The 24,108-nt window shown below is 64.8% G+C and carries 23 protein-coding genes; 14 read left to right on the top strand and 9 right to left on the bottom strand.

Annotated features, from left to right (window positions below; all coding sequences use genetic code 11):
- Positions 1-11: 11 nt before the first annotated feature.
- The 3 genes from FQV39_RS00340 (at position 12) to FQV39_RS00330 (ending at position 2,590) form a co-directional block, all read left to right on the top strand.
- Complete coding sequence (locus FQV39_RS00340; RefSeq protein WP_149128495.1) at positions 12-743, top strand: ABC transporter ATP-binding protein; 732 nt, start codon at positions 12-14, stop codon at positions 741-743.
- Positions 744-971: 228 nt separating this feature from the next.
- Positions 972-1,346, top strand: a complete 375-nt coding sequence (locus FQV39_RS00335) for a DUF6867 family protein (protein ID WP_149128494.1) — start codon at positions 972-974, stop codon at positions 1,344-1,346.
- 128 nt (positions 1,347-1,474) lie between these two features.
- Positions 1,475-2,590 carry a branched-chain amino acid ABC transporter substrate-binding protein gene (locus FQV39_RS00330; protein WP_149128493.1) on the top strand — a complete coding sequence of 372 codons (1,116 nt, stop codon included), beginning with the start codon at positions 1,475-1,477 and terminating at the stop codon, positions 2,588-2,590.
- A 182-nt stretch (positions 2,591-2,772) separates the two neighbouring features.
- On the opposite strand, the gene FQV39_RS00325 is transcribed toward FQV39_RS00330, so the two are convergent.
- Positions 2,773-3,213 carry a VOC family protein gene (locus FQV39_RS00325; protein ID WP_149128492.1) on the bottom strand — a complete coding sequence of 147 codons (441 nt, stop codon included), beginning with the start codon at positions 3,211-3,213 and terminating at the stop codon, positions 2,773-2,775.
- Between the two features lie 104 nt (positions 3,214-3,317).
- Between FQV39_RS00325 and FQV39_RS00320 the strand changes: the two genes are divergently transcribed.
- Positions 3,318-4,229, top strand: coding sequence for an aminoglycoside phosphotransferase family protein (locus FQV39_RS00320; RefSeq protein ID WP_149133578.1), 912 nt, complete (start codon positions 3,318-3,320; stop codon positions 4,227-4,229).
- Between the two features lie 29 nt (positions 4,230-4,258).
- Here the strand turns inward: FQV39_RS00320 and FQV39_RS00315 are convergent, their stop codons facing one another.
- From FQV39_RS00315 to FQV39_RS00290, 6 genes are all read right to left on the bottom strand, one after another.
- Positions 4,259-4,924 (bottom strand): class I SAM-dependent methyltransferase, encoded by a 666-nt coding sequence (locus FQV39_RS00315; protein WP_149128491.1) that lies wholly within the window; start codon positions 4,922-4,924, stop codon positions 4,259-4,261.
- 60 nt (positions 4,925-4,984) lie between these two features.
- The gene (locus FQV39_RS00310; RefSeq protein WP_149128490.1) at positions 4,985-5,563 is read right to left on the bottom strand and encodes an RBBP9/YdeN family alpha/beta hydrolase; all 579 of its coding nucleotides are present in this window, start codon (positions 5,561-5,563) and stop codon (positions 4,985-4,987) included.
- A gap of 43 nt (positions 5,564-5,606) precedes the next feature.
- The gene (gene purB / locus FQV39_RS00305; protein WP_149128489.1) at positions 5,607-6,911 is read right to left on the bottom strand and encodes an adenylosuccinate lyase; all 1,305 of its coding nucleotides are present in this window, start codon (positions 6,909-6,911) and stop codon (positions 5,607-5,609) included.
- Positions 6,912-7,051: 140 nt separating this feature from the next.
- Entirely contained in the window at positions 7,052-7,735 is a 684-nt protein-coding gene (rpe, locus tag FQV39_RS00300) for a ribulose-phosphate 3-epimerase (protein WP_149128488.1), read from the bottom strand.
- A 36-nt stretch (positions 7,736-7,771) separates the two neighbouring features.
- Positions 7,772-8,455 carry a glutathione S-transferase family protein gene (locus tag FQV39_RS00295; RefSeq protein WP_248313185.1) on the bottom strand — a complete coding sequence of 228 codons (684 nt, stop codon included), beginning with the start codon at positions 8,453-8,455 and terminating at the stop codon, positions 7,772-7,774.
- 43 nt (positions 8,456-8,498) lie between these two features.
- Positions 8,499-9,479, bottom strand: a complete 981-nt coding sequence (locus FQV39_RS00290; protein ID WP_149128487.1) for a bile acid:sodium symporter family protein — start codon at positions 9,477-9,479, stop codon at positions 8,499-8,501.
- 266 nt (positions 9,480-9,745) lie between these two features.
- Here FQV39_RS00290 and FQV39_RS00285 point away from each other — a divergent pair, with 266 nt between their 5' ends.
- The 3 genes from FQV39_RS00285 (at position 9,746) to FQV39_RS00275 (ending at position 13,493) form a co-directional block, all read left to right on the top strand.
- Entirely contained in the window at positions 9,746-10,996 is a 1,251-nt protein-coding gene (locus tag FQV39_RS00285; protein WP_149128486.1) for an NAD(P)/FAD-dependent oxidoreductase, read from the top strand.
- Positions 10,997-11,217: 221 nt separating this feature from the next.
- Complete coding sequence (locus tag FQV39_RS00280) at positions 11,218-12,357, top strand: dipeptidase (protein ID WP_149128485.1); 1,140 nt, start codon at positions 11,218-11,220, stop codon at positions 12,355-12,357.
- Positions 12,358-12,665: 308 nt separating this feature from the next.
- Positions 12,666-13,493, top strand: coding sequence for an RNA methyltransferase (locus FQV39_RS00275; RefSeq protein ID WP_149128484.1), 828 nt, complete (start codon positions 12,666-12,668; stop codon positions 13,491-13,493).
- A gap of 55 nt (positions 13,494-13,548) precedes the next feature.
- Here the strand turns inward: FQV39_RS00275 and FQV39_RS00270 are convergent, their stop codons facing one another.
- Entirely contained in the window at positions 13,549-15,834 is a 2,286-nt protein-coding gene (locus tag FQV39_RS00270; RefSeq protein WP_149128483.1) for a TonB-dependent hemoglobin/transferrin/lactoferrin family receptor, read from the bottom strand.
- Positions 15,835-16,194: 360 nt separating this feature from the next.
- Between FQV39_RS00270 and FQV39_RS00265 the strand changes: the two genes are divergently transcribed.
- Positions 16,195-17,472 (top strand): flavin monoamine oxidase family protein, encoded by a 1,278-nt coding sequence (locus FQV39_RS00265; protein WP_248313184.1) that lies wholly within the window; start codon positions 16,195-16,197, stop codon positions 17,470-17,472.
- 223 nt (positions 17,473-17,695) lie between these two features.
- On the opposite strand, the gene FQV39_RS00260 is transcribed toward FQV39_RS00265, so the two are convergent.
- Complete coding sequence (locus tag FQV39_RS00260) at positions 17,696-18,622, bottom strand: bifunctional helix-turn-helix transcriptional regulator/GNAT family N-acetyltransferase (RefSeq protein WP_149128481.1); 927 nt, start codon at positions 18,620-18,622, stop codon at positions 17,696-17,698.
- Positions 18,623-18,759: 137 nt separating this feature from the next.
- Here FQV39_RS00260 and murI point away from each other — a divergent pair, with 137 nt between their 5' ends.
- The 6 genes from murI (at position 18,760) to FQV39_RS00230 (ending at position 23,967) form a co-directional block, all read left to right on the top strand.
- Complete coding sequence (gene murI / locus FQV39_RS00255) at positions 18,760-19,620, top strand: glutamate racemase (RefSeq protein WP_149128480.1); 861 nt, start codon at positions 18,760-18,762, stop codon at positions 19,618-19,620.
- A gap of 63 nt (positions 19,621-19,683) precedes the next feature.
- Positions 19,684-19,911 (top strand): hypothetical protein, encoded by a 228-nt coding sequence (locus FQV39_RS00250; protein ID WP_149128479.1) that lies wholly within the window; start codon positions 19,684-19,686, stop codon positions 19,909-19,911.
- 296 nt (positions 19,912-20,207) lie between these two features.
- A complete protein-coding gene (rpsD, locus tag FQV39_RS00245; RefSeq protein ID WP_149128478.1) occupies positions 20,208-20,825 on the top strand; it encodes a 30S ribosomal protein S4 in 618 nt (205 codons plus the stop codon).
- Between the two features lie 306 nt (positions 20,826-21,131).
- Complete coding sequence (locus FQV39_RS00240) at positions 21,132-21,821, top strand: hypothetical protein (protein ID WP_149128477.1); 690 nt, start codon at positions 21,132-21,134, stop codon at positions 21,819-21,821.
- A gap of 130 nt (positions 21,822-21,951) precedes the next feature.
- Complete coding sequence (locus FQV39_RS00235; protein WP_149128476.1) at positions 21,952-22,230, top strand: hypothetical protein; 279 nt, start codon at positions 21,952-21,954, stop codon at positions 22,228-22,230.
- A 210-nt stretch (positions 22,231-22,440) separates the two neighbouring features.
- The gene (locus FQV39_RS00230) at positions 22,441-23,967 is read left to right on the top strand and encodes a globin-coupled sensor protein (RefSeq protein WP_149128475.1); all 1,527 of its coding nucleotides are present in this window, start codon (positions 22,441-22,443) and stop codon (positions 23,965-23,967) included.
- Positions 23,968-24,108: the final 141 nt, after the last annotated feature.

Here is a 24,108-nt window from a genome sequence, read left to right as displayed (position 1 = left end):
GTCGGCATCTCGTGACTGTGGCCCAGCCTCTCCTCGCCGTCCGCGGCGTCAAGACCTATTACGGCAAGATCATCGCGCTGAAGGGCGTCGACATCGACGTCAATGCCGGCGAGATCGTCACCATGATCGGCGCCAACGGCGCCGGCAAATCCACCCTGATGATGACGATCTTCGGCAATCCGCAGGCGCGCGAGGGCTCGATCACCTATGACGGCCGCAACATCACCCGGATGCCGAGTCATCAGATCGCCCGCCTGGGAATCGCGCAGTCCCCCGAAGGAAGACGCATCTTCCCGCGCATGACGGTGTTCGAGAACCTGCAGATGGGCGCCGCCGTCCGCAACTTCGAGCATTTCGACGAGGATCTCGAGAAGATCTGCGTGCTCTTTCCGCGCATCAAGGAGCGCCTGCAGCAGCGCGGCGGCACGCTCTCGGGCGGCGAGCAGCAGATGGTCGCGATCGCCCGCGCGCTGATGGCCCGCCCGAAGCTGCTGCTGCTCGACGAGCCTTCGCTCGGCCTCGCGCCCCTGATCGTGAAGCAGATCTTCGAGGCGATCCGCGAGCTCAACAGGACGCAGGGCCTCACCGTCTTCCTGGTCGAGCAGAACGCCTTCCACGCGCTGAAGCTCGCCCACCGTGGCTACGTCATGGTCAACGGCGTCATCACGATGAGCGGTTCGGGCAAGGAACTCCTCGCCAACCCGCAGGTGCGCGCCGCCTATCTCGAAGGCGGGCGCCACTGATGGCTGGCGGCAGGGGCTTGCGCCTGCCGCTGCAACTTTTTGATGAGAGACGGCTGCGCGCCTGCCATGCCATCGCTGTGGCGACGCTGGCCGCTTCCACCCCATAGCATCGGACCGAAAAGTGGATTCCACTTTTCGGAAAAATCCGATGCGATAACGACTAGATTGATCACCGTCATCGCGTCCGATCGGACGCGCGGCGGTCTAGCGTGAAGCCGGGAGCACGAGATGCAGGGCATCATCTACGAAGAACCGACGATCTGGCTCTTCCTGCTGGTCACCGTGATCATGGGTGGCTGGCTCGCCTGGATGGCCGGCCGCGCCATCGCCATCACCTGGCGGCCGAACTGGCAGCTCGTCCTCTACATGCTGATCCTCGGCCTGTTCGTGCGCTTCATTCATTTCGCGCTGTTCCAGGCCACGCTGCTGACGCTGCACTACTACATCGTCGACTGCATCGTGCTGCTCGCCTTCGGCTTTGCCGGCTGGCGCTATAACCGCGCCAAGCAGATGACGCGGCAATATCACTGGCTCTTCGAGCGCGCCGGCCCCTTCGGCTGGAAGCCTCGCGCCGGGGTCGTAATCAGGCCTGAATTGCTCTGAAGAGCTCACGAGCTTGGTGCGTGACAGACCACCGAAAAAGCGCAAGACTGCGGCTTAGGGTGACAAAAACGCACCGAGACGGGCGGACCGTCCAGCCCGTTGTCAATCATCGAGGGGAGTTGCATCACATGAAGAAACTGCTGTTGGGCGGCATTGCGCTCGGCGCGGTCCTCGCCATGTCCGGCGTGGCCAATGCGCAGATCAAGCTCGGCGTCGGCGGCCCGATCACCGGTCCGAACGCCGCATTCGGCGCACAGCTCAAGAACGGCGCCGAGCAAGCGGTCGAGGACATCAACGCCGCTGGCGGCGTCCTCGGCCAGAAGCTCACCATGTCGGTCGGCGACGACGTCTCCGATCCGAAGCAGGGCGTCTCGGTCGCCAACAAGTTCGTCGGCGACGGCGTGAAATGGGTCCTCGGCCACTTCAACTCCGGCGTCACCATGCCGGCCTCCGAAGTCTATGCCGAGAACGGCATCCTGATGATCTCGCCTTCGGCCACCAACCCAAAGGTCACCGAGCGCGGCCTCTGGAACACCTTCCGCACCTGCGGCCGTGACGATCAGCAGGGCGGCGTCGCCGCCGCCTATCTGCTGAAGAACTTCAAGGACAAGAAGATCGCCGTCGTCCATGACAAGACCACCTATGGTCAGGGCCTGGCCGACGTGACCAAGAAGGGCCTCAACGCCGGCGGCGTCAAGGAAGTGCTCTACGAAGGCGTCAACGCCGGCGAGAAGGACTTCTCGGCGCTCGTCTCCAAGATCAAGGCGTCCGGCGCCGACTACCTCTACTGGGGTGGCCTGCACACCGAAGGCGGCCTGATCGTGCGCCAGATGCGCGACCAGGGCCTGAAGACCGTTCTCGTCTCCGGTGACGGCATCACCACCGACGAGTTCGCCACGATCGGCGGCCCCGGTGTCGAAGGCACGCTGATGACCTTCCCGCCGGACCCGCAGAAGCGCCCGGAGGCGGCCGCCGTCGTCAAGAAGTTCGAGGCCAAGAACTTCAAGCCGGAAGCCTACACGCTCTACAGCTACGCCGCCGTCCAGGTCATGGCGGAAGGCGCCAAGCGCGCGAACTCGACCGATCCGAAGAAGATCGCCGAGGCGCTGCATGGCGGCCAGCCGGTCAAGACCGTGATCGGCGACATCGGCTTCGACAAGAAGGGCGACATCACCCGTCCGGACTACACCGTCTACACCTGGAAGAAGGGTGCCGACGGCAAGATCACCTATGTCGAGAACTGATCTCGGCGGCTGATCCAGCCTCCAACGAAAAGAGCCGCCCCGGACGATCCGGGGCGGCTTTTCTATTGGGCGGAAGGAACCAAGGCGTTGGCTTCGGTGAATGTCCACGATAAGCGGGAAGCGATCTTTGCGTTTCACTCAGCGGAAGCAGCAGGATACGGACAATGCTGCCGCCGGCACTTTCATTGATTGCAAGGCTGCTCAAGCTCAAGAATATTGCCTTCCGGATCGCGCACATAGGCAATTAGAAATGGCTTGTCCCTCGATCCAAAGTCTGTGACTTCGCCGACCCGCGCGCCGCCGGCTTCGGTGACCGCCGACAGCACCGCGCTGATATCTTCCACCTGAAAGGAGAGATGCCCGAAGCCAGGCTCATTCACCCTTGGCTGCTTCCGGTCATGCATGACTTTGTGCTCATGTATCTCCAGGAATGGGGCATCGCAATCGGGGAATTTCAGCCAGATCGAGTATATCTCGGAATTCGGAAGACCGTTGCCTCGCGATACTTTCTCGCCCGACAAAACCTTGGATTCACGAAGGTATCCGCATTTGAAGACGTTCACATAGAAGACAGCGAGTGCTTTTGCATCTCGCGCAACCAAGTTGATGTGAGCGAGTTTCATGACGTTGTCGCCTTCGTAAGGGGCCGAACATAGCAATTGATGGGACTCAACGAAACGAACCCGGCTAGGGTGGAAAGCCGAATTCGGTGTTGCAAGAAACAGTGATGCCAAATTTGGAGGAACACCTGTCCGTCGTCATCAACATCGAACTGGTCAGACGGCTGATCGAAGCGCAATTTCCGCAATACGCAACCTTGCCATTGGAAGCCGTCCAACCTGGGGGCTGGGATAATCGAACCTTTCGGCTTGGCCAGGAACTGTCCGTTCGGTTGCCGAGCGCAGAACTTTACGTCGCGCAAGTCGAAAAGGAGCACCGCTGGCTGCCGAGGCTCGCTCCACATTTGCCACTCCCGGTCCCGGCTCCGTTGGCGATGGGCGCGCCAGCCGAAGGCTATCCTTGGCCCTGGTCGATCTATCGATGGCTTGAAGGCCAGCCTGCAACGACAGGCAGTATTACCGACCGACCAGCTTTTGCCCGATCACTGGCTTTGTTCCTGGCTGCACTGCACCGTATCGATGCAACCAACGGACCTGCGGCGGGGAGCCACAATTTTCATCGTGGCGGGCATCTTGCCGTCTATGACACGGAAACCCGGGCCGCCCTGTCTGCGCTCACCGGAAGGATAGATACCGCCTCCGCTGCCGAAGTATGGGCTGCGGCGCTCTCGTCGGAATGGCGTCGCCAGCCGTTATGGGTTCACGGTGATGTGGCTTCGGGCAATCTGCTGGTAAAGGACGGAGACCTTTACGCGGTGATTGATTTCGGAAGCTCGGCGGTCGGCGACCCCGCCTGCGATCTGGTGATGGCATGGACAGAATTTTCCGGCGATAGTCGCGCCGTGTTTCGTGCTGAACTTCCGTTTGATGACGACACTTGGAGACGCGCTCGAGGATGGGCGCTGTGGAAAGCTCTCATCACCGTCGCAAGCGCTGATGGAGATCAGTGGTCGATGGAAAAAGCTCGGAGGATCGTAGCCGAGGTCATCGCGGACCACCGCCGACTTTCCGGGGCGTAGCATCCGCTTCGGGCCGTTTGCGGAACCGTTCAGGCGTAGGCGACCCAGCCGCGGAAGGCGAAGCCGGCATAGAAGAGGCTGACGTCGCTGAAGCCGGCATCGCGCAGAAGCTGCTCATCCTCTTCGGGAGCGAGGATCGGCAGGCGCTCGGCGATCATCGACCGCGCCTTCTGCGCCTGCGCCGGCTCGATGCCGGAAGATGCTGCGAAGGCGGCATAGCGCGACAGCCAAAGATCGCCCTCGCCTTGCGGGATGCTGAAATGCCCGACCGCGAAGGGAGCCCCAGGCTTCAGGCGCCGGCGTACCTCTCGAAGCGTGCGCAGGCGCTCCCCACGTTCGACGAAGTGCAAGGTCAGGATGCAGGCTGCGGCATCGAACGGCCCCTCGGGCGCGATGTCGATCAGCCCATGGTGTAGATCCGCGCGGGCAACCAGAGGGCCGAGGGTCAGCTTTGCGAGATCAAGCATTTCGGCGGACGGATCGACCCCATCGAACCGCCAGCCGGGTCGCGCCTCGGCAAATGCCTTGATTTCCAGTCCACCGCCCGCGCCGAGCACCAGCACCCGCGCATCGTCCGGCGCCCGCTCCGCAAGGAGGAGCATAACCATGCGCTGCAGATCGGCGAAGCCCGGCACCTGACGCGGCGGCCCCTCGGCGTAGCGGGCGACGGCTTGCGGATCAGAGAATGCATCCATGCTCGAAAGGTCTCGTCAGCGAAATGCATCTCGCGAGCTGTCGCGAGGCGGATAGCGTCTCTACTGACTCAATCTCTGAGGAACCGCGCTCAAGCTCTTGAGAAACCCGGCGAACCGCAACAGGCCGTCCGGCCAGGGGCCGTGCCCGGATTCCGTGTTGAGATGGCCGCTGTCACCGGCATCGACGAATTCCGAGCCCCAGGCTTTCGCCAGTTCCCGCGCCTCGTCCTGCGTGCAGTAGGGGTCGGTCGCGCTGGAGATCAGCACCGAGGGAAACGGCAGCTTCTCGCGGCGGTGCTCGATGAAATCCTGCCCCATGCCGGGAATCGCGCGCTTGGCCTTCTCGGAGGCCGGGGCAACCAGAAACGCGCCGGCGACCTCGCCCGGATGCAGATGTTCCGCCGCATGGGCGACGGCGCTCACGCCAGCCGAATGGGCGACGAGCACAACCGGCCGCGTCGCGTTGCGCACCGCCTGCACGATGCGCTCGGCCCAGACATGGCGAGACGGCTTGTACCAGTCGTCCTGCACCACGCGGCGCGCCGTGTGGAGCCGGGACTCCCAACGGCTCTGCCAATGATCCGGGCCAGAGCCCGACCAGCCGGGGATGATGAGGATATCGACGTCGGAGGATTTCATGGGTCGTAGATAGCCCTGCCGTCGCCGAAGTCTAGCCCGTCAGCTATTCCCCGAACACCCGGCGGAAGATCGTGTCGACGTGCTTGAAGTGATAGCCCTCGTCGAACATTGCCTGCAGTTCGGAGGCCGAGAGCTTCTCGGCCACATCCTTGTCGGCGAGCAGATTGGTCAGGAAATCCTCGCCATGCTCCCAGGTGCGCATCGCGTTGCGCTGGACCATGGAATAGGCATCCTCGCGGCTGGCGCCGGCCTGCGTCAGTGCCAGGAGGACGCGCTGCGAATTATGCAGCCCGCCGAGCCGGTCGAGGTTCTTGCGCATGTTCTGCGGATAGATCAGCAGCTTGTCGACGACCCCCGTCAGCCGCGCCAGCGCGAAGTCGAGCGTCACCGTCGCGTCCGGTCCGATCATGCGCTCGACCGAAGAGTGCGAGATATCGCGCTCGTGCCAGAGCGCGACGTTCTCCAGCGCCGGCGTGACCATGCCGCGCACGAGGCGGGCAAGGCCGGTCAGGTTCTCGGTCAGGACGGGATTGCGCTTGTGCGGCATCGCCGAGGAGCCCTTCTGGCCCGGCGAGAAATACTCCTCCGCCTCGTAGACCTCGGTGCGCTGCAGGTGGCGGATCTCGATCGCCAGCCGCTCGATGCAGGAAGCGACGACGCCGAGCGTCGCGAAATACATCGCGTGCCGGTCGCGCGGGATCACCTGCGTCGAGACCGGCTCGACGGTGAGGCCCATCTTCTCCGCGACATAGGCTTCGACCTGCGGGTCGATATTGGCGAAGGTGCCGACCGCGCCCGAGATCGCGCAGGTCGCGATCTCCGCCCGCGCCGCGACGAGGCGGGCCCGGCAGCGGTCGAACTCGGCATAGGCCTGCGCCAGCTTGAGCCCGAAGGTCACCGGCTCGGCATGGATGCCGTGCGAGCGGCCGATCGTCGGGGTGAGCTTGTGCTCGAAGGCGCGGCGCCTGATCGCGGCGAGCAGCGCCTCGACATCGGCGATCAGGATGTCGGTGGCCCGGGCGAGCTGAACCGAAAGCGTCGTATCGAGGATGTCCGACGAGGTCATGCCCTGGTGGACGAAACGCGCCTCGGGCCCGACGATCTCGGCGAGATGCGTCAGGAAGGCGATGACGTCGTGCTTGGTGACACGCTCGATCTCGTCGATGCGCGCGACATCGAAGACCGCGTCCTTGGCCTTGGCCCAGATGGTCGCGGCGGCCTCCTTCGGCACCACGCCGAGCTCGGCGAGCTTGTCGGTGGCGTGCGCCTCGATCTCGAACCAGATGCGGAACCGGGTCTGCGGCTCCCAGATGGCGACCATCTCGGGGCGGGAATAGCGCGGGATCATGCTCGTTCAGCCTCTACACCGCCGTCATGCTCGCCCTTGTGGCGAGCATCCACGACTTGAACACCGCCCTCGATCTGCCAAGACGTGGATGGTCGGGACAAGCCCGACCATGACGACCGGCGCCGAAAACGGCAATAATCTCAAACCCAATCGCCCCGCGCAGCCTCGGCCGCCTTGCGGATCGCTTCGATATTCCCGGCATAGGCCGAAGGCCCGCCCTTGAACACGGCAGAGCCGGCGACCAGCGTGTCGGCGCCGGCCTTCGCGACCAGCGGCGCGGTCTCCGGCGTCACGCCGCCGTCGATCTCCAGCGTGATCGGGCGGTCGCCGATCAGCGCCTTCACCTGTGAAACCTTCTCGACCACCGAGCGGATGAAGCTCTGGCCACCGAAGCCAGGGTTGACCGTCATCAGCAGGATGAGGTCGACATCCTCGATCAGCGCCTCGACGGCGCTCGCCGGCGTGCCGGGGTTGAGCACGATGCCGGTCTGTTTCCCCTGCGCCTTGATCGCCTGCAGCGTGCGGTGCGGGTGCGGCCCGGCCTCGACATGGAAGGAGATCAGATCGGCGCCGGCCTTGGCGAAGGCTTCGACATAGGGGTCGACGGGCGCGATCATCAGATGCACGTCGAAGAACTTCTGGGTATGCGGGCGGATCGCCTTCAGCACATCGGGGCCGAAAGTGATGTTCGGCACGAAATGCCCGTCCATCACGTCGCAATGGATCCAGTCGGCGCCGGCGGCGTCGACCGCGCGCACCTCCTCGCCCAGCTTGGCGAAATCGGCCGAGAGGATCGAGGGGGCGATGCGGATGGGGCGGGTCATGGCGGCGGGTTTATCCCCGCCGGGCTGCCGCTGCAATCAGGCTGAGCGCAATTTCACCGGAAAGGACAGCCTTCTGTCGGCTTCCGCGATCTCCGCCACCACCTGCGCGAAGGCGGGGCGCAGCTTCAATCGCGCGAACCAGCCCGCCAGTGCCTCGAAGCCGTCGAGCGGCGGCCCGCCCAAGCGGCGGGCGAAGAGCACGCTCATGAACAGGGCAATATCCGCCAGCGAGAGCCGGCCGCCGAAGAATTCGCGGCCCGCCAGCTTCTGCTCCAGCACCTCGTAATGGCGCATCAGCACCTCTTCGGCGATCAGCGCATCGGCCTCCTGTGCGATGCGCCGGTCGCGGTCGGGCGAAGGCGGGCTCGTGCGATGCATAAGCGGCTTCACCGCCTGAAACAGGATTTCGTCCGCATACAACTCGTCGAGCCGGCAGCGCGCCCGCTCGACCGGGCTGTCGGGCATCAGCTTCGGCTCGGGATAGGCCTCGTCGAGATATTCGTTGATGACGGTGGAATCGTAGAGGACGAGCCCGCAATCGCTGAGGACCGGCACCTGGCCCTTCGGGTTGAGCGCCACGACCTCTGGATGCTTGGGGTCGTAGCCGGTCGTCTGGTTGAACGGCACCATGATGCGCTGGAAGCCGAGGCCTTTTTCCGTCAGGGCGATCTCGACCTTGCGTGAGAACAGGCTCAGCGGCCCGGAATAGAGTGTGATCATGGCGCGGTTCTCCTGCGACAGCAGAACCTCGCAGGGCGCCGCGTCATCGCCCGTCAGCAGGCTGACCGGCCTCCTTGCGCCGGATACGCGCTGCGATGCCGCCGAGCAGCCACGGCAAGAGGTAGATCGGGAACTGCGCCAGCGCGAAGAACAGGAAGGTCGTCGGCGAGACGCCGGCCCCCAGCGCCGCCACCAGCAGCCCCATGTTCCGCTGGCCAGTGCCATAGCCGATCATGAAGCGTTCCGAGGCTGGCAGCCTGCGCAGCACGAGCCAGCTCGAGATGAGCCCGGCCGCCGAAACCGCGAAGACGCAGGCCAGCACGAACAGGACGAGCCGCGGATTGTCGAACGCGGCCCGCGTCACGCCATCCATCGCGGCGATGGCGAAGATGAAGTACATCAGCACGCCGAAGCCATCGAGATTGGCCTTCATCGCCTTGATCCGCTTGGTACCGAGCCAGGCCCGCAGCGCGAAGGCGACCACCATGCCGCCGCCGATGAAGATCAAGAGCCGCAGCATCAGCACCCAGCGGTCAAGTGGCACGGCCGCGCCCGCCAGCAACTCGACCAGCAGCGGTGCGATGAGCGGGCTCAGAATCGTGGTGACGATGACGCTGGCGATGATCAGCGACGGCTCGAAGCCGTAGAGGATCGCCACCGCCGGCGAGGACATGATCGGCGGCGCCGACCCCATGATCGCCAAGCCCAGCACGATCCCCGGATCGAGGTTCTCGCGCCCGACCAGAAGCAGCGCTCCGCCGATCAGCAGCACCGGGCCGGTGATCAGCCACAGGCAGGAGGCCGCAAGCTTGGCCGGCCGGCGCAGCAGCCTGGCGGTGACGCCCAGATCGACCCGCATGAACACGACGGTCGTGAAGCAGAAAATGGTGATCGGCAGCACCGGCCGCGCCGCAGCGGAGAATTGCGGGAGCGCGAGACCGAGGAAAATCGACAGCGCAAAGCCTTGCGTGCCGTGGCGCCCGAGCCATGCGAGCGCGGCGGCGAGAAGGGCGACTGGACGCATCGGCACGGCTCTGGAATCGTTCACGAAACAGCCGCACACTGGCCCATCGCGCCTCAGGCGTCACCTGCACGCGGAGCGGAGCGGTCCTGCGCCGGCATAAAATTGCGCTCAACTCCTTCGACTGCCGCCTTGATTGGCTACTCCCGGCAAGATGGCGCAGAATTTGCGAAAGATACCGCGATCCGACGCAAAATCCGGTCGCGCCGCTGACAAGCCGCCGCAAACCGGTATTTTCGGCGGGAAAAAGGGTTGGCAGGAGTAGTCTCATGAAGGTGGATACGATCGTTCTCGGCGCCGGCATCGTCGGCATTTCGGTCGCGCTTCACCTGCAAAAGGCTGGCCGCTCCACGCTGCTCGTCGACCGGCGCGGGCCGGGCGAGGAAACCAGCTACGGCAATGCCGGCCTGATCCAGCGCGAGGGTGTCTACCCCTACGGCTTCCCGCATGATTTCGGTGCGCTCATCCGCTACGCGATGAACAACACCATCGATGCGTCTTATCATTGGAGCGCGATCCCGAAGCTCGCTCCGTTCCTGCTCTCCTACTGGTTGCATTCGCGCGCCTCTCACCACGACGCGATCGCCCATAAATACGCGACGCTGATCGAGCACTGCGTCAGCGAGCACGATGCGCTCGCGCAGGAAGCCGGCGCCACGGAGCTTCTGCGTCGCAAGGGCTGGATGAAGGTGTTCCGCACCGAGAGGGAGCGCGAGGAGCGCCTCGCCGAGGCTGCCCGCTGGAACCGCGATTTCGGTCTGAACTATCGCGCCCTCGACATGGCCGCGCTCAAGGCCGAGGAGCCACATCTCGACCATGCCAGCCTGATCGGCGGCCTGCACTGGACCGATCCCGTCACGGTCGTCGACCCGCTCGGCCTGTCCAAGGCCTATGTCGCGCTCTTCGAGAAGCTCGGCGGCAAGCTCGCCATCGGCGATGCCGCAACGCTCACGCAGAGCGGCGCCGGGTGGAGCGTCACTCTTGCCGACGGCACGAAGGCCGAAGCGAAGGACGTCGTCGTCGCGCTCGGCCCTTGGGCCGATGTGCTGACCCACAAGCTCGGCTATCGGCTGCCGCTCGCGGTGAAGCGCGGTTACCACATGCACTACAAGCCGCAGGGCAACGCCGTTCTCAACCACCCGGTGCTCGACACCGAGCGGGGCTATTTCCTCGCGCCGATGCTGCAGGGCATCCGCCTGACCACCGGCGCCGAATTCGCCGATCGCGACGCGCCCAAGACCCCGGTGCAGCTCGCCCGGGCGGAGCCGATCGCCAAGGCGCTCTTCCCGCTCGGCGAGCGTGTCGACCCCGAGCCCTGGCTCGGCCGCCGGCCCTGCACCCCGGATATGATGCCGATCATCGGCCCGGCGCCGCGGCACAAGAACCTCTGGTTCTCCTTCGGCCACGCGCATCACGGCCTGACCCTCGCCGCCGTCACCGGCCGCATGGTCGCCGAGATGGTGAGCGGCCAGAAGGTCTTCGTCGACCCGACGCCCTTCGCGCCGTCGCGCTTCTCATAAAGCGCTTGTCATCCCGTGCGCGCTGCAGCGTGAAGCGCTGCTGCGCAGACACGGGACCGTCATCAGACAAAGGCGCCCTCTCGTCCTACGATCCCGCATCTGCGCAGCAGCACTTCCGTGCTGCGGCGCGTGCGGGATGACAGCCCTGCACTTCGCCCCCTCGCCTGCCGCGTGCCGGCCTGCCACCATGGCGCCTTCCGATTCCCGATCGAGACCTCGCCATGGCCCTCGCCAAACCGCCCGTCCAGGACAATGCCTATGCCGCCGCGCTCGCCCTGCTCGACCGTGTGCCGCTGATCGACGGCCATAACGACCTGCCCTATGTCATCCGCAAGGATGCCAAGGCGAAGGGCAACGTCGCGACCTACGGCCTCGACAAGATCCACGAAGAGGGCGACACCGACATCCCGCGCATGCAGGCCGGCAAGCTCGCAGCGCAGTTCTTCGCGGCCTATGTCCCGCCGAAGCAGGCCAAGCCCGCCGGCTTCGCGCTCGCCCAGATCGCGCTGATGCGCGACATCCTCAAGCGCCATGCCGACGTCTTCCGCCCCGGCCTCTCGGCCGCCGATGTCGAGGCCGCCAAGGCCGAAGGCCGGATCGCGCTGTTCATGACGATCGAGAACGGCACGGCGCTCGACAACGAGCTCGACGCGCTCGACGCCTACTATGATCTCGGCGTACGGCTGATGACGCTCTGCCACAACGACACCACCGACTGGTGCGACTCCGCCACCGACGCGCCGCGCCACAACGGCCTCACCGATTTCGGCAAAGACGTGCTGCGCCGGATGAACCGGCTGGGCATGGTCATCGACCTCGCCCATGTCGCGCCCAAGGTGATGCATGACGCGCTCGACGTTTCCGCCGCCCCGCTGGTCTGGTCGCATTCCAACGCCTTTTCGCTCTGCGACCATCCGCGCAACGTCCCCGACGACGTGCTCGACCGCGTCCCGGGCAATGGCGGCGTCGTGATGGCGACCTTCGTGCCCGATTTCATCAGCCAGGCCTCGCGCGACTGGCACCGCCCGGCCAAGGATCAATACGGCAAGACGCCCGAGGGCACCGACTACGCCAAGATCGAGGCCGAGATCCTCGCCAAGGCCGGCCCGCGCCCGAAGGCGACGCTGGCGCAGTACTGCGACCATGTCGAATATCTGGCCAAGCGCATCGGCCATGATCACATCGGCATCGGCTCGGACTTCTTCGGCTGGGTCAACCCGGACGGGCTCGAGGACACCACCACCTTCCCGTCCGCGATCGCCGAGTTGATCCGCCGCGGCTGGTCGGAGGAGAACCTCGCCAAGCTCGCCGGCGGCAACATGCTGCGCGTGCTGCGCGCCGTGGAAGCCGCCGCAGGCTGACACCCCGCGGCGCGTCATCGTCGGGCCAGCAGGGCGGCCGGAACCTCGACAGAGAACCCTCTCCCATAGGGAGAGGGCAGGGTGAGGGGAAGGCCGCTGGACGCTTTAGCTGTGACCTGACGGTTGCCGCGGTGAGGACACGCCTCACTGGTCCAGGGGCCTACACCGCACCCCTGCCCCTCTCCTTCCAGGAGAGGGGTTCCCCGCGCCTCCACGATAAGCATGCGCTCGCAACAAGCGCGGGCATCGCGTATGGCATGCGCCAAAGCCCGCTGAGCGGGCGGCATTGTAGACGAACGAAGCTCCCCATGACCGGTTCCGGCACCGACCGCACCCGCCCGGCCGTCCAGGCCGCCGCCCCCATCGTCATCCTGGTCGAGCCGCAGCTCGCCGAGAACATCGGCATGTGCGCCCGCGCCATGGCGAATTTCGGCCTCTCCGAGATGCGCCTCGTCGCGCCGCGCGATGGCTGGCCGAGCGGCGGCGGCCTCAAGAAGGGCGCCACCGCCGCAGCCTCCGGCGCGACCCATATCCTCGAGAACGCCCGTCTCTTTGCCAGCGCAGCCGAGGCGATCGCCGACCTCAACCACGTGCTGGCGACGACGGCTCGTGAGCGCGGCCAGATGAAGCGCGTGCTGACGCCGGCCGAGGCGATGCCGGAGGTCGCCCAGCGCATCGGCGGCGGCGAGCGCGTCGGCATCCTGTTCGGGCGCGAGCGCATCGGCCTCACCAATGAGGAGATCAGCCTCGCCGATGCGATCCTGACCTTCCCGGTCAACCCGGCCTTCGCTTCGCTCAACCTCGCCCAGGCCGTCCTGCTCAACGGCTATGAATGGTTCAAGACGACCGGCGGCGAGCCGCCTTTCCGCGAGAACAACCCGTCTCCGCCGGCGAAGCGCGAGATGATCCTGTCCATGTTCGACTATCTCGAAGGCGAACTCGATCTCTGCGGCTTCTTCCCGGTCGGCAAGAAGCCGATCATGACCGCGAACCTGCGCGACATCCTGCACCGGCTCGACATGACCGAGCAGGAGGCGCGGACGCTGCGCGGTGTCTTCAAGTCGCTGGTCGAGGGGCCGAAGAAAGCGCGTCTGCTGGCGCGGCAGACCGGGGCACCGGAGCAGACCGAGGAATAAAAAAGCCGGCCCCGAAGGGCCGGCTCGTCTGGTCGGGGGGTCTCGAAACGCCCGGTCAGAATTGATATTTCAACGTCGCCTTCACGGTACGGCCCGGCTCGGTATAGTAATCGCGAGCCTGCGCCAGCACTCCGGTGGGCACGTTGACCGCATCCCAGTACTTGCGGTCAAAGATATTATAGACACCGATCTGCAATTCAAGGTCTGCGATCTGCGGCATCGGCCGCCACCAGGCCGAGGCATTGAAGATCGCATAGCCCGGTGCCCGGAAGCCCTGGTTGGAGCCCGTCGTCGCCGCGACGTCGTCACGCTTGCCGGCGAGCTTGGTCGAAACCTCCGCCCCCCAGCTATCCGTGCCGTAGGCAATGGCGATGATGCCCTGCACCGGCGGGATCGAGTTCAGGTAGGTGTTGTCGGTCTCGTTCACGCCGCGGGTGTAGGCGAAGGAGCCGCGCACCAGCCAGTTCTGCGCGAAGGCATACTGCCCGTTGATCTCGACGCCCTGAATCTCGGCACGCGGAATGTTGCGGAAGCTGGTGATGCCATCCTGCGGATAGAGCGCGTCCGGAGGAGCGATCTGAAGCTGCTCGATGAAGTTGTGATACTTCGTGTAGAAATAGGTGATCGAGCCGCCGAGTTGCTTGTCGCCGAAGCGCAGACCGACATCGACGCCGTTGCCCTCTTCGGGCCTCAGGTTCGGATTGCCGACGCGCAGATAGGTGCCCGGTCCGCCGAAGCGGCCATAGAGCTCGTTCGCGGTCGGCGCCCGGAAAGTCTTGGCCCATTGCGCGAAGAAGGTGATGTCCTTCACCCACGGAGCGTTCTTCAGGATATCGTATTCGAGGCGAACGCGCGGCGACCAACCGGTATCGCTGGAAGACCGCGGCAAGCTGGTCGGCCGCGAGCCGCCCGCAAAATAGGCCGGCGTGTTCTGTGGCACTTCCTCATACCAGTCGAACCGGGCGCCAGGAGAGATCCGCAGCCGGTTGTCGAGCATGCCGATCTCGTCATGCGCGTAGATACCGAGAAGCTTTCCGTCGACTTTCGGCTGGTCTGCCTGATTGGTATGCAGGTTGTTGCAAGTCGTGTAAGGCGCGGTGAAGAGGCCGGAAGCCGGCCTGGCCGGGCAGTTGTCGACGCCCGATGAAAACTGTTCCAGCGTCGACATGCGCAGCTCCGTGCCGACCAACAGGCGGTGCGTCAGCGCGCCGGTCTCGAAACTCTTGATCACATGGCCGTTGAAGCCGTAGGCATTCTCCTCGTTCTCGTTATTACGCCCGTAGGGGCCAACGATGGAAGTGTAGCGCCAGGCACTGACGAGGTCGTTGCGCTTCAGGCGCTGCCAATAGGCGATGGCATGGGCCTCGTCGAAGAACGAGCCCGGCATCTTGTAGTCATAGCTCAGCGAGACGCGGTTGCGCTCGACGTCCTCGCCGGTCTGGTAGGAGCCGGGACGGAAATTGCCGGTCAGCGAAACGGTGTTCGTACGGGTCTGGACTCGGTCGGCACGCTTGAAGAACTCGCCGGTGATGCCGAAGCGATGCGCCTCGCCAACCTGCTGATAGACTTTGCCGAGCAAGTTGTACTGGTTGAAATCGGCCGGGTTGGGCGCGGTGCGCGCCGCGCCGATCGTCTTGTTGTCGCCCCTGTTGTCGGTTTCGTGCCCGTCGCGGAAGCCGCCCTGCAGCAGGACAGAGGTGTTGCCCATCTTGGCCGCCGCAGCAGCGCTGCCGAACCAGGCGCGGTCGGTGCTGTCATAGCCGGTCTTGGCGAGCGCGCCATAGGAGCGGCCATTGCGCAGCAGATCTTCGGGATCGAGCGTGCGGACTGCCAGCGCGCCACCGAGCGCGCCCGGACCCAGCGTGCTGGCGCCGCTGCCGCCGCGCAGCAGGTCGAGCGTCGACAATGAATCGAAGTCGAAGGCGTTCTGGGCACCGCGATTGACGCGGGTATCGACGATGAACGGCTGACGGATGCCGTCGATGGTCGTCAGCACGCGCGCGCCGTCGAGGCCGCGGATATTGAGCGAGTTGGTCTGGCGGTTGAAGGTGATGCCCGCCTCGACGCGCTTCGACAGATCCGTCAGGCTCTGGATCTGCTCGCGGTCGAGTTCCTGGCGCGTCACGCGCGTTGTCGTCGGCCCGCTCACCAGCGCACCGCCTGGCACACCCTCCCCCTGGACGTTGATCTGATCCAGCACGACCGGCGCCTCGCCGACGGAGCTTGCCGGAGGCGCGGCCTGCTGGTTCCGCTGCTGGGCTTCGGCAGTCGAAGCAAAAAGCACCAATGCCAGGCTTCCAAGCGCCACGCTGCCGCGAAGCCGGCCGGAAAGATTCCCCATCGCCCGTATCCCATCTTTACCGCACGGGTCCTCGACCCTGATCGGCAATTTAAAATAAGTAAAAAGAAGACCTTATACGTTAATACAAGGTTGCAGGATCGATATTGATCGAATCATATACTGTCAATTGTCTGAAAATATTTGCAGAGACAATAGATTCATTCCAAAATAGAACTATTCTAATGTAGAATTACACACTCTCAATTTGCGGCCACACTTCGCTCCCGAGGTCGTGATCGTCAAAGCGGCGTCTTCGGCCCTTCCGGCCATTGCAACATCGTCGACAGCGCGCATTGTCCCGTCATGAATCTCCGCCATCCCAGAATGACCCGCCGCAGGCTGCTGACTGGGGGCAGCGCCATGGTCACTGCTTTCACGATCGCCGGCCGCAGCTCAGCGGCGAGCGATGCCGATATTGTCGTTGTCGGCGCGGGAGCGGCAGGCATCGCCGCGGCTCAGACGCTGCGTGCCGCCGGCCGCAAGCCCATCGTTCTGGAGGCGCGCGGCCGCGTCGGCGGACGCGCCTTCACCGATGCCTCCCTCGGCGCGACATATGACGCGGGCGCCATGTTCATCCATTGGGCGGAACGCAACCCTTGGGTCCAGATCGCCCGCGAGCTCGGCATCGAAACCGCATCGGAACCCTGGGGGGGCGGTTTCCGGGTCTTTACTGACGGGCGCCCCATGGCCGATGCCGATCGCCGCCGCAGGCGCGATGCCTTCAACCGGATCGACCAGCGGCTCGAGACGGTCGATCTCGCCGGGCGCGACATGTCGGTCGCGGAATTGCTCGGCGACCTCGGCCCCGATAGCGCCCCCATCGCGGCGTCGGGCCTGTTGCTTTCGATCGGGGAGGAATCAAGCCGGATTTCCGCGCGCGACTATCAGCGCCTCTGGTCCGGCGACGATCTCGTTGTCCCCTCGGGCTACGGCAATCTCGTCACGCGCTCCGCCGCAGGCCTCGATATTCGCATCGATCAAGTGGTCGAGGCGATCCGCTGGGACGGACCGGCCGTGACGGTCACCACGCGGTCAGGCGATATCCGCGCCAATGCCTGCATTCTCACCGTGTCGGTCGGCGTGCTCAAATCCAGCGCCATCCGCTTCACCCCGGAGCTTCCGGCAGCCACCCGCGACGCGCTCGCCGGGCTGCACATGGGAGCGCTGACCAAGATCGCGCTCAAGGTCGAAGGCGATCGCTTCGGCCTCGCGCCCGGCGCGAGCCTGCTCGAGGCTGGCGCACCCGAGCGCATGATGAATTTCGACATGTTCCCGGACGGCAAGGACATCGTCATCGGCTATTGCGGCGGCGATTATGCCCGCAAGCTCTCCGAGGCTGGCCCGGAAGAGGCGCACGCCCATGTCGTCGACCTCTTGGCGAAGATGGTCGGCGGCGAGTTCCGCAAAACGGTCAGAGCCGTATCCTTCCCGGCCTGGTGGACCGATCCCTTCGCGCGCGGTTCCTATTCCGTCTGCGACCCCGGACATGAGAAAGCCCGGGAAGCCCTGGCCCAGCCGATCGGCGGGCGCCTCCTCATTGCCGGAGAGGCGACTGCGGGCGGCGGCGCGATGACCGTGGGTGGGGCCACGCTCGCCGGCCGGGCGGCAGCGGCGAGGCTGGCGCGCCTGAAGGCCTGACGGCACCTCGGGCTAGATGTGGGCTGTGTTTTGACGGAACCACGACCGTCATTCCGGGGCGGACCGGAGGTCCGAGCCAGGAACCCAGAACCGCTGTCCTGCGACAGGTAAGCTCCTCGCTTCGTTCGCCTATCCGATGAGCGGCATCGGTTCTGGGTTCCGGGCTCAGCCCTGCGGGCTGCCCCGGAATGACGGCGCGCTTCCAGGAAAACGCAGCTGGCTCCTAGAGCACCAACTCCCAGTTCTGCCCGACAAGATCCTGGCCAAAGGAATGGTGCCGCTCTTCCGCGACCAGGCGGAAACCCTCCGCGATATAGATCGCGCGGGCGGCATGGAGGATGTCGTTGGTCCAGAGCACCACGCGCCGGTAACCTGCGCTGCGGGCGAAGTCGACAGCCTCGCGCACCAGCGCCTTGCCCAACCCCAGCCCTTGCACACGCTTCTCGACCAGCACGAGCCTGAGCTTCGCCGTCGCCTCGTCCTCTTCGACGACAAAGGCGGAGCCGACGGGCGTCCCCTCCAGTTCGGCAATGAAGCAGCGCTCGCGGCCGGGCTTGAATTCGCGCAGGAACTTGGCGGCAATCTCGGCGACGAGAGCTTCGAAGCTCTGGTCCCAGCCGTAGTCCTCGGCATAGAGCCGGCCATGGGCAGCAATCACCCAGCCGATATCGCCAGGCTGGTGCTCGCGGATAATCGGATGAGAACGGGCCTGCCGCTCCCCCGAGAGTAGGCGCTGCGTCGTGGCGAGCGCATCGACCAGCATGGCCTGCTCGGGACGATGAAGCCGCGACAGGATCGACCGCGCCTGGGCCTCTGACGCGCCGTCGAGCGCGGCGAAGGCCGCCCTGCCCTCATCGGTCAATTGCAGGCGCCAGGCCCGCCCGTCGGCCGAAGACCGGCTGCGATCGAGCCATCCACGCGTCGCGAAGCGCTGCAGGATGCGCGAGAGATAGGCCGGGTCGAGGTCGAGCGCCTTGGCCAGCTCCGCCGCCTGCCAGTCGTCGCGCTGCGCCAATTCATAGAGCACCCGCGCCTCCGTCAGCGACAGCCCGGAGCCATGAAGGCTGCCGCCGAGCGCCCCGACCCAACGGGTATGGAAGCGGTTGAACCGGCGGATCGCAGCGGCGGCTTCGACCTCGATGGCGTCCATGGCTCACCTCCCTGGTGAAGGCAAAATCAATTTAGTGGACAGAGTCAAATAAATTCGAGACAAGCGAGCAACGCGGCATTGACCGTCTCTTAACCGGTCTCTGGCGAAGTCGAGCTTTGACGTCTCACGGCGCTGACATGCAAGTCGATCTCCTCGCCGGAACGGGATACCGCCCCCTCGCGCTCCCGCGCCCCCAACCCACCATCCTCGTCTTCGATTCCGGGCTCGGCGGCCTCACCGTGCTGTCGCGTACGACACAGGCCTGTCCGGGCGCCCATATCGTCTACGCCGCCGACGATGCCGGATTCCCCTATGGCCGGCTCACGGAAGAGGCGCTCGTCGCCCGCATCCTCGCCGTAATGGAGCGGCTCATTGCCCGCTGCCGTCCCGATCTCGTGGTGATCGCCTGCAATACCGCCTCGACGCTGGTCCTGCCAGCATTGCGGGCGCGCTTCGCCATCCCCTTCGTCGGCACGGTGCCGGCGATCAAGCCGGCAGCAACCGCAACCAAAAGTGGGATGATCTCCGTGCTCGCCACGCCTGGCACGGTCGCGCGCGTCTATACCCGCGAACTGATCGAAACCTATGCCGGCGGCTGCGACGTCACGCTCGTCGGCGCGACGCGGCTCGCGGGCCTGGCCGAGCAGGCCCTGAAGGGCGAAGCCGTCGATGACAAGGCGCTGCTGGCCGAGATAGCGCCCTGCTTCGTCGAGGCGAACGGCCGACGCACTGACGTGGTCACGCTCTCCTGCACGCATTACCCGCTCCTGCTGGAGCGGATGAAGCGGCTCGCGCCCTGGCCGGTCGAATGGATCGATCCCGCTCCAGCGATCGCGCGCCGCGTCGTCGCGCTGCTCGGTCCGATCGGAGACGCTCCCTGCCCGGACGCCACCGCCATCTTCACTTCCGGCGCCGGGCTGAGCGGTCCATTGCGGATCGCGCTCGCCGGCTACGGCCTCGCGCATGTCGCGATCGAGCCCATGCCGCTGGCAAACTGACGGGAACTCCGATCCCTTCCCTGCGTTCCGTGTGATGGCGACCATCGCGAGGAATGAATACCCATGAGAAAACTGCTGCTTCTGTCGGCGCTTGCCCTCGGCTTCGCCTTCTCCGGTTTCGGGGCGACCTCCGAAGCACAGGCGAAGCCTCATGGCTGGCACGGGGGCCACGGACATCACGGCTATTATCGCCATGGTCCGCGCCGGCACTATGGCTGGTACCGCGGCCATCATTATGGCTGGTACAAGCACCACCACCGCCATCATCGCCATCATTACTACTGGCGCTAAGCCGTGCTTTCCGCCTGGGCGGAATTGACTCGAAGCCGGCTTTAGGTCATAGGCCTCTCGTCGCGCGGCTCCTCACGGGGCCGCGTGGCTTTTTCCGCACCCGTGATCCGCTTTCCTTCGGAAGCCGGATCTGTCGCCCCGGTGCATCGGTCCGAAAAGTGGCTTCCGCTTTTCGGGCAAACCCGATGCAAAGAAAATGGCAGCTCGCCAATGGTGCATCCGCAGGATGCACGGCAGGCTGCCAGGGAGCAGGAGGGCGCGGTCCTCAAACTCGCGAACCATAGAGGACACGCGACATGTCGAAGCGCCATGAGGCGAAGTACAAGATTGACCGTCGTCTCGGTCAGAACATCTGGGGCCGTCCCAAGTCCCCGGTCAACCGCCGCGAGTACGGCCCCGGCCAGCACGGCCAGCGCCGCAAGGGCAAGCCGTCCGACTTCGGCACCCAGCTGCGCGCCAAGCAGAAGCTGAAGGGCTACTACGGCTCGATTTCCGAGAAGCAGTTCCGCCGTTACTACGCCGAGGCGATCCGCCTGAAGGGCGACTCGGGCGAGAACCTGATCGGCCTGCTCGAGCGCCGTCTCGACGCGGTGATCTACCGCGCCAAGTTCGTGCCGACCGTCTTCGCGGCCCGTCAGTTCGTCAACCACGGCCACGTCACCGTGAACGGCAAGCGCGTCAACATCGCTTCCTATCAGGTCAAGCCGGGCGACGTCGTCGCGGTCAAGGAGAGCTCGCGCCAGCTCGCGATCGTCATCGAGTCGGCCACCCTCGCCGAGCGTGACGTTCCGGACTACATCGACGCCGACCACGGCAAGTCGACCGCCACCTTCACCCGCACCCCGACGCTGTCGGACGTGCCCTACGCGGTGCAGATGGAACCGAACCTGGTCATCGAGTTCTACTCGCGGTAAAGCGCTGAGAACGGGGACAAATACCCGTTTATTTTCAACGACTTGGGGGATGGCGAGATTTTGCCTTCCCCCACACGCCACCGCACACGTTGTCCCCTACACGCTTTTTGTGGGCGCTCCCTCGGCCCGGCTGTTGAGCCTTCGCTCCGGCCCGCCTACGCTCCCAGCGTGACGACTCCTCCTCCCGCCTGGGCGCACCTTCAACCTGCCTCCCTCAAGGCGCTCCTAGAGCCGCCCGGCAGGGTCCCGCAGGCTGTCCGCCTCACGCCCCACAACGTCCCCGTGGAGTCCGCCCTTCAGGTCCCCATGGTTCACGCTGCACGCCTCCTGCTGGAGCTGGCCGTGGAGAAGAACGGGCTGGTGCTCACGCCTGCCGGAGCCCTGAAGCGTGTCGATGTCTGGCATGTCTTCGACCGGACGGAATGGCCGGGATACGACAAGGCCACCACGCTCGCGATGAACAAGGTCATCAACGAGCATGACGCCTACGGGGTCTTGTTCACGAGGATCGTGCTGCAAGCTGCGGGTCTCCTCCGGAAACGCTCAGGGGTCCTGAAGGCGACCAAGGCAGGCAAGGCCATGTTAGCGCCTGAAGCGGCCCCTGCCCTGCTAGCTGAACTGTTTGAGGCGGTGTTCTGGAAGGTGAACCTTCAGGACTTCGACAGGAACCCTATCGACTTCTGGCCGCAGCACCATATGGGCGTGATCCTTTGGAGCCTGTCCGTGGCGGCGCATAGCTGGTCCGACGCAGGGAGTCTGATGGAGTCCTGTACGATCATGGAGACCTTGGGCGAAGTCCCTGCCCACGATCTCCCCGAGTTCGCCATGGTGACGCGGGTTCTCCGACCGCTGACATGGTTGGGGGCTTTGGAGAGCCGGAAGCAGAAGAGGCATTCCGGCTGGGGGTTCGATGAGGACTTCCGGAAGGGTACGTTATTCGGGCAGTTGGTGGAGTTTGAGGTGGAGATGCAGGGGGCGGAAGGAGCGCGGCATTGAGGGAGAGGAGAGCCGGGACGACAGCGTGCCGGTTCTGTGGACGGCGAGTTGGAAGAATATGAAACGGAGAACCCGACCGGAGATGAGATATCCCGATCACCCTGGACGCATCACATCGTAAAGCACGTCGATGTTTGAAGCGGCCGAGACCTTCATCCGGAGCAATGTGGACCGCATCGGCATCGACACCGAGGGGCGACGGGAAATCCTTCGATATCTGGACAATCGCGAATATGAGATGGCATTCGAGGGCCTGTTTCTAGAGCTTATGCAGTCAACCCGGCCCGGCGATCTCGATCCGGCTTTGTGCCGAAACCTGGGGATCGCGCTTGGGCTGGACAGGCACAGCGTCTTTGATGGCCAGTTCTGGGAAAAGTTCGAGCACTATGTCGGCACGCCTACGCGCTGATACCTCGTCTTTCGCGGCCGGCTTTAGGCTCAGTTGAGGGCGGTTCTGAAATCCGCCAGCCCTCGAACAGAGATCTCCCCGTAAATCGCTTGAGATAAAAATCGAACCACGGACCATCGACCGCGCAGGCTCCTCTTTATAGTGATTTTAATCATGATTCCGTAGCGTCACCCAGGCTGCCACGAGCGGCAGGTGCGGGGGAGAGAATCAATGATTGGCTCTGACGAACTCACGCGGCGACTTGACTTCATGGAACTCGGTGCGGATGCGCAGCAGCGGCTCCGGGATGTCGAAAAGACGATTGTCGGAGCGCTTCCGAATGCGCTTGACGCCTTCTATGCTCAGATCAAGGCCTATCCGGAAACCAAGCGCTTCTTCAGCAGCCAAGATCAGGTCGATAGCGCCAAGAATCGACAGATCTCTCATTGGGACCGCATCGCCAAAGGGCAGTTCGATCAGGACTATGTTGCCGCAGTCACCCGCGTCGGCGAGGTCCACGCCAGGATCGGCCTCGAGCCGCGCTGGTACATCGGCGGCTATGCGTTGTTGCTGTCGCAGATCATCGGCAAAGTCCTGGAAGCGCGCTGGCCGAAAGGCCGTTTCGGCTCGAAGCGGCCAGGCGCGGATGAGCGCGCGGCCGAGATCGGAGCGATCGTCAAGGCCGCCCTGCTCGACATGGACTACTCGATCTCCGTCTATCTCGAAGCTTCCGAGGCAGCCCGGCTGAAGGTTGAGGCCGAAGCGCGCGCGGTCGAGCACGCCAAGGCCGCCGAGCGGGAAAAGGCCGTGGCCCTGGTCAGCGAGGGCATGGCGGCCCTTGCGGACGGCGATCTCAGCTTCCGGATAGCCCAGGACATCCCCGCCGAATACGCCCAGATCCGTGACCACTTCAACGACGCGATGAACCGGCTTGGCGAGATGGTGGCGACCATCAAGGCGAGTTCGACGGCCATCGCCGGGTCGTCGCAGGAGATCAACGACGGCGCAACCAACCTTTCTGCGCGCACGGAGGAGCAAGCCTCTGCCCTTGAAGAGACCGCGGCAACAACCGAACAGCTCGCCGCTTCGGTAAAGACCTCGGCCCAGTCTTCACGGGAATCCGCGGCCCTTGCGGATCAAGCGACGAGCATCGCGCGCACCGGCGGCAACATTGTCCAGGATGCCGTCGAAGCGATGGCGCGGATCGAGGAGGCTTCGAAGAAGATCTCGGAGATTACCGGTGTCATCGACGGCATCGCCTTCCAGACCAATCTTCTGGCGCTCAATGCGGCGGTCGAAGCGGCACGTGCCGGCGATGCCGGACGCGGCTTTGCCGTGGTCGCTGCTGAAGTCCGCGCGCTCGCGCAGCGCTCGGCGGCAGCCGCCAAGGATATTACGGGTCTGATCGGCTCCTCCGATGCCGAGGTGACCGAAGGCGTGCGCCTGGTCAAACTCGCCGGCGAGACATTGGAGAAGATTGTCGATGCTTCCGCACGCGTCTCCGGCACGGTCAAGGAGATCGCCGCCGCGACCGGCGAACAGGCCAACGGCATCGAGGAAATGAGCCAGACCGTCAGCCATATGGACGAAATCACCCAGCGCAATGCGGCGCTCGCCGAGCAGAGCGCGACGTCGGCCCGCACGCTGCTGGCGCAGATCGAACGCCTGAGCCAGCTCGTCGCCGCCTTCAGGACGCAAGACGACCAACGTCCGGCGACACCGGCGATAGCACTGGTACGAGGCGGCCGCGCTGCCTGAACAAGGCAGGTGACCGCCAGCAAAACAGCGGGGCGGCGCCAGCACTTGGTCTTTGCCAAAAGGCTGACGCCGCCAGCGTCGGACCAATGCCCGAGCTGGGTCAAGAGCGAACGGATTTAGAGCATTTCCGCGTTTCTCCGA

Origin of the sequence: Bosea sp. F3-2 (assembly GCF_008253865.1) — a bacterium.
Lineage (GTDB): Bacteria > Pseudomonadota > Alphaproteobacteria > Rhizobiales > Beijerinckiaceae > Allobosea.
This window is presented reverse-complemented; position numbering and strand designations above follow the sequence as displayed.

Bases quoted from the DNA above. Each gene is read 5' to 3' on its own strand.
- FQV39_RS00250 (WP_149128479.1), top strand. From the start codon at position 19,684: ATGAGAAAACTGCTGCTTCTGTCGGCGCTTGCCCTCGGCTTCGCCTTC.
- FQV39_RS00265 (WP_248313184.1), top strand. From the start codon at position 16,195: ATGGTCACTGCTTTCACGATCGCCGGCCGCAGCTCAGCGGCGAGCGAT.
- FQV39_RS00270 (WP_149128483.1), bottom strand. From the start codon at position 15,834: ATGGGGAATCTTTCCGGCCGGCTTCGCGGCAGCGTGGCGCTTGGAAGC.
- FQV39_RS00325 (WP_149128492.1), bottom strand. From the start codon at position 3,213: ATGAAACTCGCTCACATCAACTTGGTTGCGCGAGATGCAAAAGCACTC.
- FQV39_RS00330 (WP_149128493.1), top strand. From the start codon at position 1,475: ATGAAGAAACTGCTGTTGGGCGGCATTGCGCTCGGCGCGGTCCTCGCC.
- murI (WP_149128480.1), top strand. From the start codon at position 18,760: ATGCAAGTCGATCTCCTCGCCGGAACGGGATACCGCCCCCTCGCGCTC.
- FQV39_RS00320 (WP_149133578.1), top strand. From the start codon at position 3,318: ATGCCAAATTTGGAGGAACACCTGTCCGTCGTCATCAACATCGAACTG.
- FQV39_RS00235 (WP_149128476.1), top strand. From the start codon at position 21,952: ATGTTTGAAGCGGCCGAGACCTTCATCCGGAGCAATGTGGACCGCATC.
- FQV39_RS00260 (WP_149128481.1), bottom strand. From the start codon at position 18,622: ATGGACGCCATCGAGGTCGAAGCCGCCGCTGCGATCCGCCGGTTCAAC.
- FQV39_RS00335 (WP_149128494.1), top strand. From the start codon at position 972: ATGCAGGGCATCATCTACGAAGAACCGACGATCTGGCTCTTCCTGCTG.
- FQV39_RS00230 (WP_149128475.1), top strand. From the start codon at position 22,441: ATGATTGGCTCTGACGAACTCACGCGGCGACTTGACTTCATGGAACTC.
- purB (WP_149128489.1), bottom strand. From the start codon at position 6,911: ATGATCCCGCGCTATTCCCGCCCCGAGATGGTCGCCATCTGGGAGCCG.
- FQV39_RS00295 (WP_248313185.1), bottom strand. From the start codon at position 8,455: ATGATCACACTCTATTCCGGGCCGCTGAGCCTGTTCTCACGCAAGGTC.
- FQV39_RS00280 (WP_149128485.1), top strand. From the start codon at position 11,218: ATGGCCCTCGCCAAACCGCCCGTCCAGGACAATGCCTATGCCGCCGCG.
- FQV39_RS00290 (WP_149128487.1), bottom strand. From the start codon at position 9,479: ATGCGTCCAGTCGCCCTTCTCGCCGCCGCGCTCGCATGGCTCGGGCGC.
- FQV39_RS00275 (WP_149128484.1), top strand. From the start codon at position 12,666: ATGACCGGTTCCGGCACCGACCGCACCCGCCCGGCCGTCCAGGCCGCC.
- FQV39_RS00315 (WP_149128491.1), bottom strand. From the start codon at position 4,924: ATGGATGCATTCTCTGATCCGCAAGCCGTCGCCCGCTACGCCGAGGGG.
- FQV39_RS00285 (WP_149128486.1), top strand. From the start codon at position 9,746: ATGAAGGTGGATACGATCGTTCTCGGCGCCGGCATCGTCGGCATTTCG.
- rpsD (WP_149128478.1), top strand. From the start codon at position 20,208: ATGTCGAAGCGCCATGAGGCGAAGTACAAGATTGACCGTCGTCTCGGT.
- rpe (WP_149128488.1), bottom strand. From the start codon at position 7,735: ATGACCCGCCCCATCCGCATCGCCCCCTCGATCCTCTCGGCCGATTTC.
- FQV39_RS00310 (WP_149128490.1), bottom strand. From the start codon at position 5,563: ATGAAATCCTCCGACGTCGATATCCTCATCATCCCCGGCTGGTCGGGC.
- FQV39_RS00240 (WP_149128477.1), top strand. From the start codon at position 21,132: ATGGTTCACGCTGCACGCCTCCTGCTGGAGCTGGCCGTGGAGAAGAAC.